General features: G+C 72.2%; 18 protein-coding genes. 8 read left to right on the top strand and 10 right to left on the bottom strand.

Annotation, left to right across the window (positions count from 1 at the left end; translation table 11 throughout):
* The first annotated feature begins 108 nt into the window (after nucleotides 1–108).
* From ACIQWA_RS39980 to ACIQWA_RS39970, 3 genes are all read left to right on the top strand, one after another.
* On the top strand, nucleotides 109–1,110 hold the full coding sequence (locus ACIQWA_RS39980; RefSeq protein WP_402491882.1) for a helix-turn-helix domain-containing protein: 1,002 nt from the start codon (nucleotides 109–111) through the stop codon (nucleotides 1,108–1,110).
* Nucleotides 1,103–1,303 carry a DUF397 domain-containing protein gene (locus tag ACIQWA_RS39975; protein ID WP_402491880.1) on the top strand — a complete coding sequence of 67 codons (201 nt, stop codon included), beginning with the start codon at nucleotides 1,103–1,105 and terminating at the stop codon, nucleotides 1,301–1,303. Before ACIQWA_RS39980 ends, ACIQWA_RS39975 begins: the two co-directional genes overlap by 8 nt.
* Before the next feature lie 61 nt (nucleotides 1,304–1,364).
* Entirely contained in the window at nucleotides 1,365–1,568 is a 204-nt protein-coding gene (locus ACIQWA_RS39970; protein WP_402491877.1) for a DUF397 domain-containing protein, read from the top strand.
* A 26-nt stretch (nucleotides 1,569–1,594) separates the two neighbouring features.
* Here ACIQWA_RS39970 and ACIQWA_RS39965 read toward each other — a convergent pair whose 3' ends face one another.
* The gene (locus ACIQWA_RS39965; protein WP_402491874.1) at nucleotides 1,595–2,923 is read right to left on the bottom strand and encodes a helix-turn-helix domain-containing protein; all 1,329 of its coding nucleotides are present in this window, start codon (nucleotides 2,921–2,923) and stop codon (nucleotides 1,595–1,597) included.
* A 147-nt stretch (nucleotides 2,924–3,070) separates the two neighbouring features.
* Between ACIQWA_RS39965 and ACIQWA_RS39960 the strand changes: the two genes are divergently transcribed.
* Both ACIQWA_RS39960 and ACIQWA_RS39955 read left to right on the top strand, forming a co-directional pair.
* Nucleotides 3,071–3,259, top strand: a complete 189-nt coding sequence (locus ACIQWA_RS39960; protein ID WP_402491871.1) for a hypothetical protein — start codon at nucleotides 3,071–3,073, stop codon at nucleotides 3,257–3,259.
* A gap of 16 nt (nucleotides 3,260–3,275) precedes the next feature.
* Nucleotides 3,276–3,476: a hypothetical protein gene (locus ACIQWA_RS39955; protein WP_402491869.1), complete on the top strand. Its 201-nt coding sequence runs from the start codon at nucleotides 3,276–3,278 to the stop codon at nucleotides 3,474–3,476.
* Nucleotides 3,477–3,583: 107 nt separating this feature from the next.
* Here ACIQWA_RS39955 and hutI read toward each other — a convergent pair whose 3' ends face one another.
* The 4 genes from hutI to hutU all read right to left on the bottom strand — a co-directional run bounded on the left by hutI (nucleotide 3,584) and on the right by hutU (nucleotide 9,091).
* Nucleotides 3,584–4,759 carry an imidazolonepropionase gene (gene hutI, locus ACIQWA_RS39950; protein ID WP_402491866.1) on the bottom strand — a complete coding sequence of 392 codons (1,176 nt, stop codon included), beginning with the start codon at nucleotides 4,757–4,759 and terminating at the stop codon, nucleotides 3,584–3,586.
* Between the two features lie 33 nt (nucleotides 4,760–4,792).
* Complete coding sequence (locus ACIQWA_RS39945; RefSeq protein ID WP_402491864.1) at nucleotides 4,793–6,154, bottom strand: formimidoylglutamate deiminase; 1,362 nt, start codon at nucleotides 6,152–6,154, stop codon at nucleotides 4,793–4,795.
* Nucleotides 6,145–7,326 (bottom strand): allantoate amidohydrolase, encoded by a 1,182-nt coding sequence (locus ACIQWA_RS39940; protein WP_402491928.1) that lies wholly within the window; start codon nucleotides 7,324–7,326, stop codon nucleotides 6,145–6,147. Before ACIQWA_RS39940 ends, ACIQWA_RS39945 begins: the two co-directional genes overlap by 10 nt.
* Nucleotides 7,327–7,420: 94 nt before the next feature.
* On the bottom strand, nucleotides 7,421–9,091 hold the full coding sequence (hutU, locus tag ACIQWA_RS39935; RefSeq protein ID WP_402491862.1) for a urocanate hydratase: 1,671 nt from the start codon (nucleotides 9,089–9,091) through the stop codon (nucleotides 7,421–7,423).
* 172 nt (nucleotides 9,092–9,263) lie between these two features.
* On the opposite strand from hutU, the gene ACIQWA_RS39930 reads away from it, so the two are divergent.
* A complete protein-coding gene (locus ACIQWA_RS39930; protein WP_402491859.1) occupies nucleotides 9,264–9,833 on the top strand; it encodes a Uma2 family endonuclease in 570 nt (189 codons plus the stop codon).
* Nucleotide 9,834: 1 nt separating this feature from the next.
* On the opposite strand, the gene ACIQWA_RS39925 is transcribed toward ACIQWA_RS39930, so the two are convergent.
* Nucleotides 9,835–10,158: a hypothetical protein gene (locus ACIQWA_RS39925; protein ID WP_033350007.1), complete on the bottom strand. Its 324-nt coding sequence runs from the start codon at nucleotides 10,156–10,158 to the stop codon at nucleotides 9,835–9,837.
* Between the two features lie 138 nt (nucleotides 10,159–10,296).
* Entirely contained in the window at nucleotides 10,297–11,166 is an 870-nt protein-coding gene (locus ACIQWA_RS39920; protein WP_360239715.1) for a MurR/RpiR family transcriptional regulator, read from the bottom strand.
* 251 nt (nucleotides 11,167–11,417) lie between these two features.
* Between ACIQWA_RS39920 and ACIQWA_RS39915 the strand changes: the two genes are divergently transcribed.
* The gene (locus ACIQWA_RS39915; protein WP_402491857.1) at nucleotides 11,418–11,855 is read left to right on the top strand and encodes a hypothetical protein; all 438 of its coding nucleotides are present in this window, start codon (nucleotides 11,418–11,420) and stop codon (nucleotides 11,853–11,855) included.
* Nucleotides 11,856–11,883: 28 nt separating this feature from the next.
* Here ACIQWA_RS39915 and hutH read toward each other — a convergent pair whose 3' ends face one another.
* Both hutH and ACIQWA_RS39905 read right to left on the bottom strand, forming a co-directional pair.
* The gene (gene hutH, locus ACIQWA_RS39910) at nucleotides 11,884–13,467 is read right to left on the bottom strand and encodes a histidine ammonia-lyase (protein WP_360239721.1); all 1,584 of its coding nucleotides are present in this window, start codon (nucleotides 13,465–13,467) and stop codon (nucleotides 11,884–11,886) included.
* Between the two features lie 97 nt (nucleotides 13,468–13,564).
* Complete coding sequence (locus ACIQWA_RS39905; RefSeq protein WP_402491926.1) at nucleotides 13,565–14,731, bottom strand: macrolide family glycosyltransferase; 1,167 nt, start codon at nucleotides 14,729–14,731, stop codon at nucleotides 13,565–13,567.
* A gap of 110 nt (nucleotides 14,732–14,841) precedes the next feature.
* On the opposite strand from ACIQWA_RS39905, the gene ACIQWA_RS39900 reads away from it, so the two are divergent.
* On the top strand, nucleotides 14,842–15,450 hold the full coding sequence (locus ACIQWA_RS39900) for a TetR/AcrR family transcriptional regulator (protein WP_402491854.1): 609 nt from the start codon (nucleotides 14,842–14,844) through the stop codon (nucleotides 15,448–15,450).
* Here the strand turns inward: ACIQWA_RS39900 and ACIQWA_RS39895 are convergent.
* Nucleotides 15,425–15,760 (bottom strand): hypothetical protein, encoded by a 336-nt coding sequence (locus ACIQWA_RS39895; protein ID WP_402491851.1) that lies wholly within the window; start codon nucleotides 15,758–15,760, stop codon nucleotides 15,425–15,427. The two genes, ACIQWA_RS39900 and ACIQWA_RS39895, sit on opposite strands and share 26 nt — an antisense overlap.
* Nucleotides 15,761–15,991: the final 231 nt, after the last annotated feature.

Below are 15,991 nucleotides of genomic sequence, written 5' to 3'. Positions count from 1 at the left end.
ATACGTCGCCGTGAGCCAGGCCAGGTGGGGCTGGTTGCTCTTCGGTGCGCGGGCAGCAGGCGCCTACTGCCATGGATGCAGGCATTACTGACGATCCGTCGGATCTAGATGTGGACGACGATAACTCAGATCCATGAGAAAATTTCCATGGAATCCAAATATTCCCTCGAACGTGGCTGGCGGCCTCAGATGGACCCATGTCAGGTCACGCGGCAGACTTGGACCACCCTCGCCCCGGAAGGAACCATGGCTCGTACGAACCCCACACTCCGTCAGCGCAGGCTGGGAACAGAACTGCGGAGGATGCGAGAGCAGGTCGGCCTCGGCGGCAGCCAGCTCGGCCGAGCGGTCGGCATGAATCCGGCCCAGGTGACGCAGATGGAGTCGGGGAAGATCGGCATCAGCGTGGAGCGGCTGCACACGATCGCCACGACATGCATGTGCTTCAACCAGCCTCTGATCGACGCGCTCGCCGACATCATCACCGAGCGAGGCAAGCCCGGGTGGTGGGAGGAGTATCGGGAGACTCTGGCAGCAGACTTCCTCGACGTCGCCGAGTTGGAGGGCCACGCTCGCAGGCTCTCGACCTACGGGACCACCTTCGTCCCTGGCCTGCTCCAGACCGGCGCCTACACGGCAGCGTTGTTTGCCCAGGCCTACCCACCACCGCTGCGTCACGAGGTCGATCTCAAGACGGCCTTCCGCATGCAGCGACAGCGCGTCGTCCGATCTGGAGCGACTCCGTACACCGCCTTCATCCACGAGGCTGCCCTACGCATGCAGTTCAGTGATCCGAAGGTCAACATCGAGCAGATCGACGCACTCATCGCCGACTCGGAACAGCCCAGCATCTCGCTCCGGGTCGTACCGTTCGCTGCCGGTGCTGTCCCGAGCCCCTGCGAGAACTTCATCTATGCCGAAGGGCCTATAACGGAACTCGACGCTGCGCAGATGGACACAGGCCATGGCGGCCAGCTCTTCGACAGCCCCGCCCACCTCACAAGGTTCCGCGCCCTTCTTGCCATGATGGACTCCACGGCACTCTCCGAGGAGAAGTCACGTGACCTCCTGCAGTCGATCAAGGAAGAAATGGCAGGCCAGCATGTCTAGCTCCGCGTGGCAGAAGTCCAGCTACTCTGCCGCAAGCGACAACTGTGTCGAGGTGCGTTCCATCGACGGGTTGGTCGAACTGCGCGAGTCCGACGACGCGGACGTCATCGTCCGCACCACCCGCCTCAACCTCGCCGCATTCCTCCAAGCCGCCAAGGCAGGCGAGTTCGACCACCTCACCACCAACCCGTGAGCGAATCGTTCCGGCGGCCTCTTGCTCCCCGCAAGAGGCCGCCGGTCGCTAGCCTGGCTTCATGACCAGCTCCGCGTGGCAGAAGTCCAGCTACTCCGGCTCTAACTCCGACTGTGTCGAGGTCCGGACCGTCGACGGGTTGATCGAGCTCCGGGAGTCCGACGAGGGCAACGTCATCGTCCGCATTACGCCTCCCAACCTCGCGGACTTCCTCCAGGCCGCCAAGGCAGGCGAGTTCGACCACCTCATCACCACCGCCCCCTGAACGCGAAGCCCCCGCGCCCGCCGCCCCTATGAGACGCCCGTACGCGCGGCGAACTCCCGCACGCCGGCCACGGTGACCGGCGCGTACAGCAGGTCCGCTGTGAGCGCCCGCAGAGCCGGCCGACGCACCTCCTCCGGGGCGACCTGCTCGGTGAACCGCAGCGACGCGAACGTCTTGCGGTGGTCGCCGAGGTGATGCCACATGCGCGCGCAGTCTGTGCCGTACCGGGCCCGGCGCTCGGCGGTCGGCAGCTGTCCCGGCGCGATCCGCGCCGCGTACGGCACCCCCTCGTCGGGGGTGCCCAGCGCCGTGTGTACGCCAATCCAGTACAGGTCCACCTGCGCGCTCGTGGCGTCGACGGTAAACAGCGGGGTGCTCGGCCGGAACCTGGCGCTGGTCACCCGGCCGACCGCGTCCGCCGTGCCCGACATGAGGTCGAGGGCGTCGCCTCGGCGCTGCCCGCACGCAGCCGTGTAGGCGGACGTCATCAGCAGGGTCGCCGCCACAGCCCAGGACACGTCGTTTCGGTCCTGGGAGAGCGAGTCAGCGGTGCGACGCAGGAGATCGACGGCGGCGGCCGGGCGTCCTGAACGTCGCATCGTGATCGCCAGAACCCGAGCTGCCTCCCCGTGCACCACCGGATCGCCGCTGGCCTGGGCCGCAGCCAGAGCCCGGTCCGCTGCCGGCCACGCGACGTCGGAGTGAGCCTTCAACGCGAGCTCCGTCGCCAGCACCCAGGCACGGGCCACACACCCATGGGCCTCCTCGCGGGACCGGCCGGACAGGGCCTCGCGAGTCGCCTGCGCCGAGCTCAACAAGCCGGGCAGGAAGTCACCGAGGTGTCCGTAGCGGGCAGCCGTGAACTGCGCGCGCGCCGAGGTCAGCGATGCCTTGAGCTGCTGCAACGACGTGGGTTCAGAAGGTTCGGGCTCATACAGGGCCCTAACGATCCGGGCTGATGCATCCGAGCGCGCGGCAGCGGCGGAGGCGGACGAAAGCATTGACGCCCCAGCTGCCGCCATGCCAGCCACGAGCAGCTGCCTGCGGAGCATGGCGTCCTCCTGATCCGGGGTCACATCCTGCGCCAGCGTAGCCGGTCGACCCAGGCCGATGGCGTCAAGCGGCAGGTCCAACGCCTGGGCAATCCGCAGCAGCGCCTGCTCGGTTGGCCGGAGCACGCCCGCCTCAACCCGGCTGATCGCCGACGCCGAGTAGCCACACGCGCAGCCCAGCTGGGCCTGGGTCATCCGCCGTGCGCACCGAGCGGCCCTGATGACCAGCCCAAGCTGACGTTGACGTGACACGGTGTCGCCCTCCGACTGCGTGGAGTGGTAACCGTATCGACAGGACGACATCCTCAGGCAGGGCGTGCACGGGGTGTGCGGGGCACGCATACGGCGTGCGGGAGCCCCCTTACGGCATCCACATCCGGACCGCAGCCGAGTTCCCTGGGTGATGCCCGGCCGGCGCATCTCTGCCACTCCATCCCGAGGGGAGACGCCATGAGTACCGTCCTGCTCGACAAGCCCGTCACGGAGATCGAGCCCACCACCACCTCGACGCCCAGTACCCTGCTGGAACGGGTCGACGAGCCGAGCGCCCGCACCTGCCCGGTCTGCGGATCGGGCGCCACCTACCAGACCATGGACGGCCGATGGGGCTGCACCGCGTGCGGCTCCACCTGGGCCTGACCCCGGGGAGGACGCGATGGCGGACTGCACCCAGTGCTCCGCTCCTGCGGTGATCGAGGACATCGACGTGCAGCCGCCACAGCCCTGGTGCCTCGGATGTGCGACCGCCCTCGTACGAGCCGGAGATCCGGTGATCAACTACCGCCCACTCAACGGCGAGAGCGAGTACCAGCGCATCCTGGCCGGTGGCAGCACCCAGGTCCTGCCCTTCGGCTGACTGACACACCGAAGCGGCCCGCTCCCTGCACGCAGGGAGCGGGCGCTCTCGGAAAGCCCCCGCGCCCGCCACCCCGGGGGCGCGGGGGCCGTCCGTCGTCCGAGGGCTCAGACCTCCCGGACGCCCGCGCGCCAGACCGCCGCCGTCAGCGGGACGCCCGGGCGGTACGCCAGGTGGACGTGCGAGGGCGCGTCCAGCAGCAGCAGGTCCGCCCGCGCGCCTACCGCCACGACCCCCACATCCGTGCGCCGCAGCGCATGCGCGCCGCCGGCCGTGGCCGCCCAGACCGCCTCGTCCGGCGTCATCCCCATCTCCCGCACCGCCACGGCGATGCAGAACGCCATCGAACTGGTGAAGCTGGAGCCCGGGTTGCAGTCCGTGGACAGCGCGACCACCGCGCCCGCGTCCAACAGCCTCCGCCCGCTCGGGTACTCCGCCCGCGTGGAGAACTCCGCCCCCGGCAGCAGCGTCGCGACCGTCGCCGAGCCCGCCAGCGCCGCCACGTCCTCGTCCGTCAGATGCGTGCAGTGGTCCGCCGAGGCCGCCCCCAGCTCCACCGCGAGCTGCACGCCCGGCCCGTACGTGAGCTGGTTGGCGTGCACCCGCGGCGTGAGGCCCTTCTCGATCCCCGCCGTCAGAACAGCCCGCGCCTGGTCCCCGTCGAAAGCGCCCTTCTCGCAGAACACGTCCACCCAACGGGCGTGCGGCGCACAGGCGTCCAGCATCTCGCCGGTCACCAGCTCCACGTACCCCGCCGGGTCCTCGGCGTACTCGGGGGCCACGATGTGCGCGCCCAGGTACGTCGTCTCCGGGGTGTACTTCGCCGCGATCCGCAGCGCCCGGGCCTCGTCCTCGACCGTCAGCCCGTAGCCGGACTTGCACTCGATGGTGGTGGTGCCCTGCCGCAGCGCCTCCCGGACGAACCCGGCCAGGTTGGCGTCCAGCTCAGCGTCCGAAGCCGCCCGGGTCGCCGCCACCGTCGTCCGGATGCCGCCCGCGCTGTACGCCTGCCCGGACATCCGGGCGTTGAACTCGGCCGTACGGTCCCCCGCGAACACCAGGTGGGCGTGCGAGTCGACGAAGCCGGGCAGCAGCGCCCGGCCCTCGGCGTCGAAGCGCTCGTCCGCCGCCGGGGCCTGGGCGGCCGGGCCGACCCAGGCGACGGTGCCGCCCTCGACCACCACGGCCGCGTCGGCCAGCAGGCCGAGCGGCCCGGCGCCCTGCCCGGGGTCGTTGGTGACCAGGCTGCCGATGCCCGTGATCAAGGTGGTCCTGGTGCTCAAGACAACGCCTTCCGCGTGAGGTCGAACAGGGAATCAGTAGTCCAGCGCGCCGATCGCCGAGCGCAGCGCCCCCGGCACGTCGGCCACCAGCTGGTGCACGCCGTCCCGGACGACGTGCCGTCCGCCGACCACCAGGTGGCGGACGTCCGCCGCCGAGGCCGCGAACACCGCGATCTCGGCGCCGAGCCGCGGCGGCGGCCCCGCCGTGCGCACCGAGTCCAGCGCGATCACCGTGAAGTCGGCGAGCGCCCCGGCCTCGATCCGCCCGGCCTCGGGCCAGCCGAGCGAGGCGTGGCCGTCCTCGCCGCCCGCCCGCAGCAGTGCGTTCGCCGTCCAGTGGCCGCGGGTGCGCGTCCGCAGCCGCTCGTCCAGCTCCAGCGCCCGGGCCTCCTCCCACGGGTCGATCACCGCGTGGCTGTCGCTGCCCAGGGTGATCGGGCTGCCCGCCGAGGCGAGCCTGCGGGCCGGGCCGATGCCGTCGGCGAGGTCCCGCTCGGTGGTGGGGCACATGCAGACGGTGGTGGAGGAGTCGGCGAGGAGTTCGACGTCCTCGTCGGTGAGGTGGGTGGCGTGCACGGCCGAGGTGCGCGGGCCGAGCGCGCCGTGGTCGGCGAGCAGCCGGGTCGGGGTGACGCCGTGCGCGGCGAGGCAGGCGTCGTTCTCCGCGGTCTGTTCGGACAGGTGGACGTGCAGCGGCGCCCGGCGCATCGCCGCCCAGTGCGCGACGGTGCCCAACTGCTCGGCGGGGACGGCCCGGACGGAGTGGATGGCGGCGCCGATCCGGGCGTGCTCGCGCGGCTTGAGCGCGTCCGCGCGGGCGGCCCAGGCCTCGGCGTCGCCGTCGCTGAACCGCAGCTGCGGGTGGGTCGGTTCGGCGCCGAAGCCGGAGGACAGGTAGCAGGTGTCCAGCAGGGTGATCCGGATGCCGGCCCGGGCGGCGGCCTCGATCAGCGCCTCGCCCATCGCGTTGGGGTCGGTGTAGCGGGCGCCGCCGGGCGCGTGGTGCAGGTAGTGGAACTCGCCGACGGCGCTGATCCCGGCGAGCGCCATCTCGGCGTAGACGGCGGTGGCGAGCTCCAGGTAGCTGTCCGGGTCGAGCGCGCCGGCGAACCGGTACATGGTGTCGCGCCAGGTCCAGAACGTCCCGGAGCCGACCTGGACGTGCCCGCGCAGCGCCCGGTGAAAGGCGTGCGAGTGGGCGTTGGCCTGGCCGGGCAGCAGCAGTCCGTCGAGCCGGACGGCGCCGGGCGGGCAGGGCCCGCTGTCCGGCGTCACGGCGGCGATCCGGCCGTCCGCACCGGTGGTGATCAGTACGTCCGGCTCGACCACCGGCCCGTTGTGGTGCGGCAGCCAGGCGTACTGCGCCCAGTACGTCACCGAAGCGGTCACTGACACGCCAGGTCCTCCAGTACGTCGGCGAGGGCGGCGACCCCGGCCAGGCAGTCGGCCTCCTCGGCGTGCTCGGCCGGGGAGTGCGAGACCCCGGTGGGGTTGCGCACGAACAGCATGGCGGTCGGGATCGCGGAGGCCAGGATCCCGGCGTCGTGTCCCGCGCCGGTGGGCAGCACCGGGGCGTCCAGCAGCTTGGCGAGCCGGTCGCGCAGCGGGCCGTCGAAGTCCACCACGGGGGTGTACGACTCGCGGGTCAGCTCGACCCGGACGCCGTCGCGCTCACCGCGCTCGGCGGCCGCCCGCTCGATCTCGGCGACCAGCTCGGTGAGGGTGCGCTCGTCGGCGGCCCTGGAGTCCAGCCAGCCGCGCACCAGCGAGGCGATCGCGTTGGTGCCGTTGGGCTCGACCGCGACCTTGCCGAAGGTGGCCAGCGCGCCCGCCAGCTTCGCCTTCTTGCGGGCGGCGAGCACGGTGTTGGCGTAGGTCAGCATCGGGTCGCGGCGGTCCTCGATCCGGGTGGTGCCCGCGTGGTTGGCCTCGCCGTGGAAGTCGAAGCGCCAGCGGCCGTGCGGCCAGATCGCCCCGGCCACGCCGACCGGCTGCTCCTCGGTGAGGTAGCGGCCCTGCTCGACGTGGAGTTCCACGAAGGCGCCGATCCGGGACAGCCGCTCCTCGTCCGCGCCGATCGCGGTCGGGTCGTAGCCGGCCTTCTCCATCGCGTCGGGCAGCCGCAGGCCGTCGGCGTCGCGCAGCTCGTACGCGGCCCTGCGGGACAGCAGCCCGGCGGTCAGCCGGGAGCCGATGCAGGCCACGCCGAACCGGGCGCCCTCCTCGTCGCCGAAGTTGACGATCGCCAGCGGCTTGGTGAACTCCGCTCCCCTGGCGCGCAGTTCGTCCAGCGCGGCGAAGGAGGAGACCACGCCGAGCGGGCCGTCGTAGGCGCCGCCGTCCGGGACGGAGTCCAGGTGCGAGCCGGTGACGACCGCGCCCTGGCCGTGCGGGTCGCCCAGCCAGGCCCACTGGTTGCCGTTGCGGTCCAGCTCGTACGTCAGGCCGCGGTGGCGGGCCTGCTGCTCGAACCAGGCGCGACACTCGGCGTCGGCGGAGTTCCAGGCGAAGCGGCGGTAGCCGCCGGAGGCGGCGGAGCGGCCCACGGGGAGCAGCTCCGCCCACATCTCGTTGAACGAAGAGCTCACGCGACCGCCTCGCTGCGCTCGGCACCCGCGTTCCGCGAGTCGCCCCTTCGATCGGTTCGCTTGCTGCGCTCGCTCACAGTTCACCCATGGGAACGCGCACGCCGCGCTCGTCGGCGACCTCGACCGCCCGGTCGTAGCCGGCGTCCACGTGCCGGATGACGCCCATGCCCGGGTCGTTGGTGAGGACGCGGCGGATCTTCTCGCCCGCGAGCGCCGTACCGTCGGCCACGGTGACCTGGCCGGCGTGGATCGAGCGGCCGATGCCGACGCCGCCGCCGTGGTGGATGGACACCCAGGAGGCACCGGAGGCGACGTTGACCATGGCGTTGAGCAGCGGCCAGTCGGCGATCGCGTCCGAGCCGTCCAGCATCGCCTCGGTCTCCCGGTACGGGGAGGCCACCGAACCGCAGTCCAGGTGGTCCCGGCCGATCACGATCGGCGCGGACAGCTCGCCGGAGGCGACCATGTCGTTGAAGCGCTCGCCGGCCTTGTCGCGCTCGCCGTAGCCGAGCCAGCAGATGCGCGCGGGCAGGCCCTGGAAGTGCACCTTCTCCTGGGCCATCTTGATCCAGCGGTGCAGCGACTCGTTCTCCGGGAAGAGGTCGAGGACGGCCTTGTCGGTCTTGTGGATGTCCTTCGGGTCGCCGGACAGGGCCGCCCAGCGGAACGGGCCCTTGCCCTCGCAGAACAGCGGCCGGATGTACGCCGGGACGAAGCCGGGGAAGGCGAACGCACGGTCGTAGCCGGCCAGTTGGGCCTCGCCGCGGATCGAGTTGCCGTAGTCGAAGACCTCGGCGCCGCGGTCCTGGAAGCCGACCATGGCCTCGACGTGGCGGGCCATCGACTCGCGCGAGCGCTGGGTGAACTCGGCGGGCTTGGCGGCCGCGTAGTCCGCCATGTCGTCGAAGTCGACGCCGAGCGGCAGGTAGCTCAGCGGGTCGTGGGCGCTGGTCTGGTCGGTGACGATGTCGATCGGGGCGTCCATCGCGAGCAGCTGCGGGAAGAGCTCGGCGGCGTTGCCCAGCAGGCCGATGGAGAGCGGCTGCCGCTTGTCGCGGGCCGCGGTGGCGAGCTCCAGCGCGTGGGAGAGGTCCTTGGCCTCGACGTCCAGGTAGCGGTGCTCGATCCGGCGGGAGATCCGGGACGGGTCGCAGTCGATGCAGATCGCCACGCCGCCGTTCATGGTGACGGCCAGCGGCTGGGCGCCGCCCATGCCGCCGAGGCCGGCGGTGAGGGTGATGGTGCCCTCCAGGGTGCCGTTGAACCGCTTGTTGGCGACGGCCGCGAAGGTCTCGTAGGTGCCCTGGAGGATGCCCTGGGTGCCGATGTAGATCCAGGAGCCGGCGGTCATCTGGCCGTACATGGTGAGCCCGAGGCTCTCCAGCCGGCGGAACTCCTCCCAGTTGGCCCAGTCGCCGACCAGGTTGGAGTTGGCGATCAGCACGCGCGGCGCCCACTCGTGGGTCTTTATCACGCCGACCGGGCGGCCGGACTGGACCAGCATGGTCTCGTCCTGCTTGAGCCCCTGCAGCGTCTTCACCATGGCGTCGAAGGAGCGCCAGTCCCGCGCGGCCTTGCCGGTGCCGCCGTACACCACCAGCTTCGACGGGTGCTCGGCCACCTCGGGGTCGAGGTTGTTCATCAGCATCCGCAGGGCAGCCTCCTGCTGCCACCCCTGCGTCGTGAGCCCCGTCCCGCGCGCCGCACGCACCTCGCGCGGCCCGCTCGTCTGCTGCTGCACCATGTCCCGGCCTCCCTGCGGATGGATTCATTCAAGTTCTGCTCGGCTGAATATAACTAAACAACCGGCTTTCGACCAGACCCTGAAACAATCCGATCAGCAACGGCACCGGCCGACTTGGCGCGCTAGCCTGAACCCGGGCGAACACCAGCCACTCGGCCCAGCAGAGGACGCGATGGTCACCACCCCCGTGCGACCCGCGAAGCTTCGCGACGCGGCGGAAGCGATCCAGGGGAGCACCGGGCTCCGTGTCGAGATCATCGGGGGCATCCTGTTGATGTCGCCGCCCCGACGCGGCAAACACGCCGGAACAGTGCGACACCTGCGCGAACGGATCGGCGCACGTCTGCCGGGCCTCGGCGCGTACGAGACATCGTCCGTCGCCCTGCCGAGAGACGGGGACGACTACGCGACACCCGACCTGCTCGTACTGCCCGTCGAATGGGAGCAGCAGGACGGCTGGCTCGCCGATCCTCGCGATGTCGCCCTCGCCGTCGAGGTGGCTCCCGGCCCCTCGCCGGTCAGCCATGTCGCCACCAAGGCCGCCTGGTACGCCGCCGCAGGCGTGGCCGCCTTCCTCGCACTCACCCCCCGCGACGGCACCTGGACGCTCTACACCCACCCTCGCGACGGCGAGTACCAGGGCGTCCTGCACGGCAAGTACGGCGAGCCCGTCCCACTGCCCGCACCCCTGCCCGCCGAGCTGGGCACCTCCGGCCTCCCGCTCTACGCCCCTCGCCGCTGACTCACGCCGCCGCGTCGCCGCCGTCCCAGTCGATGCCGATCTCGGCGAGCCAGCGGCGGTCGGCGGCGTCGGGGGCGGGCGGGGACGGCGGGCGGGGGATGTTCTGGACGGGGCCGAGGCCGTACTTCTCGGCGGCCGCAGTGGCACGGGCGTCGGGTTCGATGACGCCCACGTGCACGGCGGACTCGTCGCCCGGGTCGAGGACGGTCAGTTCGGGTTCGGGCAGGCGCCGCAGGGTGACGCGGCGTCCGCAGGCGGGGCAGGACCATTCGTCGGCACCCGAGGCCAGGCGGGCGACGAACTTCATCTCGTGGATCACGCGCATGGGCGGCACCCCCTGCACTAGGGGATGCCCGGCTTCGTGACGAGTAGTCCTTCGGCCGTTGTTCCGGGCCGCGCCCACTCCAGGCCGTTGCTACTCCGGGCCGCGCCTGCACCAACCTGTCCCTACTCCAACCTGTCCCTACTCCAGGAACAGGCCCCGGGCCGCCGCGGACTGCTCGATCGCCTCCAACCTGGCCTCCGCGCCCGGGAGTTCGTCGCACATGCTCTGCAGCAGTACCCGGCCGAGCATCATCGGCGCGCAGGCGGTGTCGAAGACCAGCCCGGTGCCCACGGCGGCCGGCAGCATCAGGTCGGAGAGCTTGGCGACCGGCGAGAAGGCGCTGTCCGCGACGGTGAGCACGGTCAGCCCGCAGTCCCGGGCCACCACCAGGGCGTCCATCAACTCCCGCGGGTAGCGCGGCAGCGCGAAGCAGAGCAGCGCGGTGGCGCCCGCCGCGGTGGCCTGTTCCAGCCGGTCGGCGAGCATGCTGCCGCCCTCGTCCAGCAGCCGGATGTCCGGGTGCACCTTGGCCGCGAAGTACGCGAAGCCGCGCGCCTGGGCCGAGGCGGCCCGCAGGCCGAGCACCGGCAGCGGGCGGGAGGCGGCGAGCAGCCGGGCGGCCCGGGTGATCGGCTCGGGGTCGGCGAGCAGCTCGGCGAGGTGGCGCAGGTGGGCGATCTCGGCGAGGACGGCCTGCTGGTGCTCGTTGCGCACCGCGTCGTCCGGGGTCTCGGGCGCGGCGGGCTCGCCGGCGCCGAGTTCGCGCAGCTGCTTGCGCAGCGCCGGGTAGCCGTCGTACCCGAGGGCGACCGCGAAGCGGGTGACGGACGGCTGGCTGACCCCGGCGAGTTCGGCGACCTCGACGCTGGACAGGAACGGGGCCTCGTTGGCGTGCCGGACCAGCGAGTGGGCGATCCGCCGCTGGGTGGGGGTCAGCCGGTGGCCCTCGAACAGCTGGAGCAGCCGGGCGGAGGGGCCGACGGTGCCGGCCTCGTCGGTGGCGGTCATCAGCGGTACCTCCGGATGCGTGCGGTTCGGACGACGACTGTGCAGCAGAGCGTCGCTGCTGGCAAAGACGTCTCGTACGACGGGACGCCTCATGAGACGTCCCACGGTTCGGACGGAGCCCCGGACAGCACACGCCGAAGAGCGGACGTCCTGGGCACGGCCTCGGGGTAACCCTGATTTCTCCCTGAGCCCGCCCGGATTCCCCCCGCGAACGGATGGACCGGGCCGGGCGGCGGCGCCACGCTACTGGCATGGACACTCGCCAGGACGAACTGCGGCGCGACCTCGACGCCACCCTGCAGGCCCGCAAGGAGCTCGGCAAGGACTACGAGGACGCGCTCCTCGACTCCTTCATGAAGCGCCTCGACGCCCGCCTGGACGCCCGGGTGGAGCGCTCGGTGGCCGCGCGGATGGACGTCGAGGGCTACGAGCCCGGCTACCGCGGCCGGGACCGGGACCGCGCGCGCCGCGGCTGGGCGCCCGGCCGGCCCGGCAACCGGCTCGCGGTGATCTCGCTGGCCCTCGGCATCCCGCTGACCGCGATCGCGAGCAGCCCGGGCAGCGGCGGCTTCGCCGGGCTGCTGGCCTGCTGGGCGGGCATCGTCGGGGTCAACTTCGCGGCCGCGCTGGGCAACCGCCGCGACCGGGACGAGCGGAACGGCCGCCGGTCGCGGGACGACTGGGACTGAACCCCGGCCGCCCCGCTCCCGGGACACCTCAGGCCAGCGGACCGGTGACCCGCTCCACCGCCCGCACCAGGTCCCCGGAGGCGACCAGCGCGGCGGCGGCCTCCAGGTCCGGCGAGAGGAAGCGGTCCCGGCCCGCCCCGCCGACCCCCGCCTCGCGGGCGGCGGCCATCGCGGCCGCGGTGGCCGGGGCGATCCGGCCGGCCGAGTCGGCCTGCTGACGGATCTCCAGCGCGCGGGCCGAGGCGGTCAGTTCGACGGCCAGGATCCGGCCAAGGTTGTCGACGGCCTGGCGCAGCTTGCGGGCGGCCGACCAGCCCATCGACACGTGGTCCTCCTGCATCGCGGAGGACGGGATCGAGTCGACCGAGGCCGGGACGGCGAGCCGCTTGTTCTCGCTGACCAGCGCCGCCTGGGTGTACTGGGCGATCATCAGGCCGGAGTCCACGCCGGGGTCGTCGGCCAGGAAGGCCGGCAGGCCGTGCGAGCGGGCCTTGTCGAGCAGCCGGTCGGTGCGGCGCTCGGAGATCGAGCCGAGGTCGGCGGCGGCGATGGCGAGGAAGTCCAGCACGTAGGCGACCGGTGCGCCGTGGAAGTTGCCGTTGGACTCCACCCGGCCGTCCGGCAGCACCACCGGGTTGTCCACCGAGGCGGCGAGCTCGCGCGAGGCGACCAGCTGGGCGTGCGCCAGGGTGTCCCGGCCGGCCCCGGCGACCTGCGGGGCGCAGCGGATCGAGTAGGCGTCCTGGACTCGCGGCGCGTCGTCCTGGTGGTGGCCGGTGAGGCCGGAGCCCTTGAGCACGGCGAGCATGTTGGCGGCGCTGAGCGCCTGGCCCGGGTGGGGGCGGATCGGGGCGTGCAGTTCGGGGGCGAGCACCTTGTCGGTGCCGAGCAGCGCCTCCAGGGTCATCGCGGCGGTGATGTCGGCGGTGGTGAACAGCCGCTGGAGGTCGGCGATGGCCATCACCAGCATGCCGAGCATGCCGTCGGTGCCGTTGATGAGGGCCAGGCCCTCCTTCTCCAGCAGCTCGACCGGCTCGATCCCGGCGGCGGCGAGCAGCTCGGCGACCGGCTTCTCCTCGCCGTCCGGGCCGGTGGCGGTGCCCTCGCCCATCAGCACCAGGGCGCAGTGCGACAGCGGCGCGAGGTCCCCGGAGCAGCCGAGCGAGCCGAACTCGCGGACCACCGGGGTGATGCCCGCGTTGAGCAGGGCGGCCATGGTCTGCGCGACCAGCGGACGGACGCCGGTACGGCCGGAGGCCAGGGTCTTCATCCGCAGGAACATCAGCGCGCGGACCACCTCGCGCTCGACCGTCGGGCCCATCCCGGCGGCGTGCGAGCGCACCAGCGAGCGCTGCAGCTGGGCGCGCAGCTCGGGGCTGATGTGCCGGACGGCGAGGGCGCCGAAGCCGGTCGACACGCCGTAGACGGGGCGCGGCTCGGCCGCGAGGGCGTCGATCCGGGCGCGGGCGGCCGCCATCTCGGCGAGCGCGTCGGGGCCGATCTCGACCCGGGCGTTGCCCCGGGCGACGGCCAGCACGTCCTCCGCACTGACGTCGGCCTTGCCGACCTGGACCAGCGGAGCGTCGGGGGCCACAGCACTGTGCATATCCATATACACAATCACACCAGGTGAATGAAGATATGACAACAGCTGCTCGCCATCCGGATTCTCCGCCGTCCCGATCCCGACCGCACGCCCGGGGGCCGCGCTACCCCTTCAACTCGGCCTCGATCAGGTCCACCGCCCGCGCCGTACCCCCCTCGGCCCGAGCCGCGGCGGCCAGCACCGCCAGCCGCTCACCCACCGCCGGATCCCCGACCAGCTCCACCAGCGCAGCCCGCAACGCCGCCGCAGTGGCCTCCTCGGTGTCCAGCCGACGGGCGACGCCGAGAGCCACCAGCGCGTCCGCGTTGGCGAACTGGTCGACGGCCTGCGGCACCGCGATCATCGGCAGGGCGTGGAACAGGCCCTCGCTGGAGCCGCCCATGCCCGCGTGGGTGACGAAGGCGTCCGCCTGGGCAAGCACCGACAGCTGCGGCACCCACCGGTGCACCTCCACGGTGTCCGGTACGTCCCCCAACTCCGCCAGGTCGGTGTGCTTGCCGACCTGGAGCACGACGTGCCAGCCGGGCAGGTCGCCGAAGGCCTCGACGCAGGCCCGGTAGAAGGCCGGCCGATCGGTGAAGGCCGAGCCCAGCGAGACCAGCAGCACCTTCTCGGCGTCCGCCGGGCGCTCCCACCGCCCCTGGTGGGAGCGGTCGCCGAAGCAGGGGCCGACGAAGCTGAACCGCCGCTCGTCGACCCGGTCCGCATGGGGCTGGAGCGCACGCGGAACGAGCGCGATGCACCGCTCGGGGCGGTTCTTGAAGGCCTCCACATCACGCTCCACCGCGCCGGCCCCGGCCAGCCACTCACCGAACCGGCGGTAGTGCTCCGGGCCGCCGGGGCCGTTGCGGATCGCCTCGAAGACCTCGGCCAGGTCCCCCTCGATGTCGTCCCAGCCCACGAAGCTGGAGGACAGCTGCACCACCGGCACTCCCAGCCGCTCGCCGAACGCCCGCCCGGCGAAGCCCGCGATGTCGTAGAGCACCAGGTCGGGCCGGTCGTCCTCGAACGCCTCCAGCAGCACGGGCCACATCGCCAGCGTGTCGTCCAGGAACACGTCCTGGATCGCCACCGGCTCCTCCGGCCAGCCGGCCGGGTCGTCCGCGAGCGGCAACGCGCTCGGATAGGGGACGAACTCCGCGCCGGTGGACTCGACGATCCCGCGGAAGGACGGGTCGTTGACATAGCTGACCCGGTGCCCCCGGGCGACCAGCTCGGTGATCACCGCGAGGCTGGGATTGACATGTCCGTGCGCCGGGACGGAGACCATCAGAATGTGTGCAGGGCGGTTCACAGTCACCTCCAAAGAACAAGACGAGACGTCCCGTCTCGCTTCCAAGACAATACGTCTCGTCTCGCCATCTCGCCTAGACTTTTTCCATGGCCTCCAGAACCGCCCCCGACCCCGCCCGCCGCAGCGAGCGCGCCCGTGCCGCCGTCCTCGCCGCCACCATCGAGCTCATCGCCGAGATCGGCTACGGCAAGCTGACCATCGAGGCGATCGCCGCCCGGGCCGGCGTCGGCAAGCAGACCATCTACCGGTGGTGGCCCTCGAAGGGGGCCGTCGTCTTCGACGCCTTCCTGGCCGTCAACCAGCACGAGGGCGGCCTGGCGCTCCCCGACACCGGCGACCTCGCCGCCGACCTACGCGCCGTCCTGCGCCCCACCAGCGACGAACTCACCGACCCGGGCGCCGACCGCACCTACCGCGCCATCATCGCCGAGATCCTCAACGACCCGGCACTGCACGCCGAGTACCGCACCCGCCTGCTGGACCCCCTGCTGGAGGTCACCCGCGACCGCCTCCGCACCGCCCGCGAGGCCGGCCAACTCGCCCCCGACGCCGACCTCGACCTCGCCGTCGAACTGCTCTACGGCCCGATCTACTACCGCTGGCAGTACCGGCTCGGCCCACTCACCCACGAGCACGCCGACCGCCTGGTCGACGCCGCCCTACGGGCCCTCAACCCACCTGCCGCCGACGCCTGAGCACATACACCAGCACCACCACAGCCACCAGCACCCCCACCACGACGAGCGCGACCCACCCGAACGCCGCATCGAGCGCCCGCCCGACCACACTGCGCCGCACCTTCCGCTTGTGCCGCGAAACAGCGGCGGAGTGCTCGGTGATCTGATGCGCCCTCAACCCGGTCCGCACCGAATGCCCCCGCCCGACCCCCACCCCCGCCGACGCCGTAGGCCGCACCACCGGCACAGCCGAAGCCGGCGAGGCCACCCCACCCCCCACCACCAACACCCCCGCCACCACCGCACCCACCAACCGTCCGCCCACCATCGCCCCCACTCCCCTTCAAACCCCCGCCACCTTCCCACCACCCGCCCCCACCCCGGCACCCACCCCCCACACCAAAACCCCACCCCACCCCACCCCCCACACCAACCCACCCACCCCCACCACCCCCCACCCCCCTACCCGACCCAGGCGAGAGGGACGCGCTGCGGGAGGGGGCGGTGGAGGGGGTGGGTGCGGAGAGGGGCGTGACGGGTGATTTTCAGACCGCCAACG

Source organism: Kitasatospora sp. NPDC098652, from assembly GCF_044760155.1.
GTDB lineage: Bacteria > Actinomycetota > Actinomycetes > Streptomycetales > Streptomycetaceae > Kitasatospora.
The sequence above is the reverse complement of the archived record's forward strand: the minus strand, read 5'-3'. Positions and strand labels throughout refer to the sequence as shown.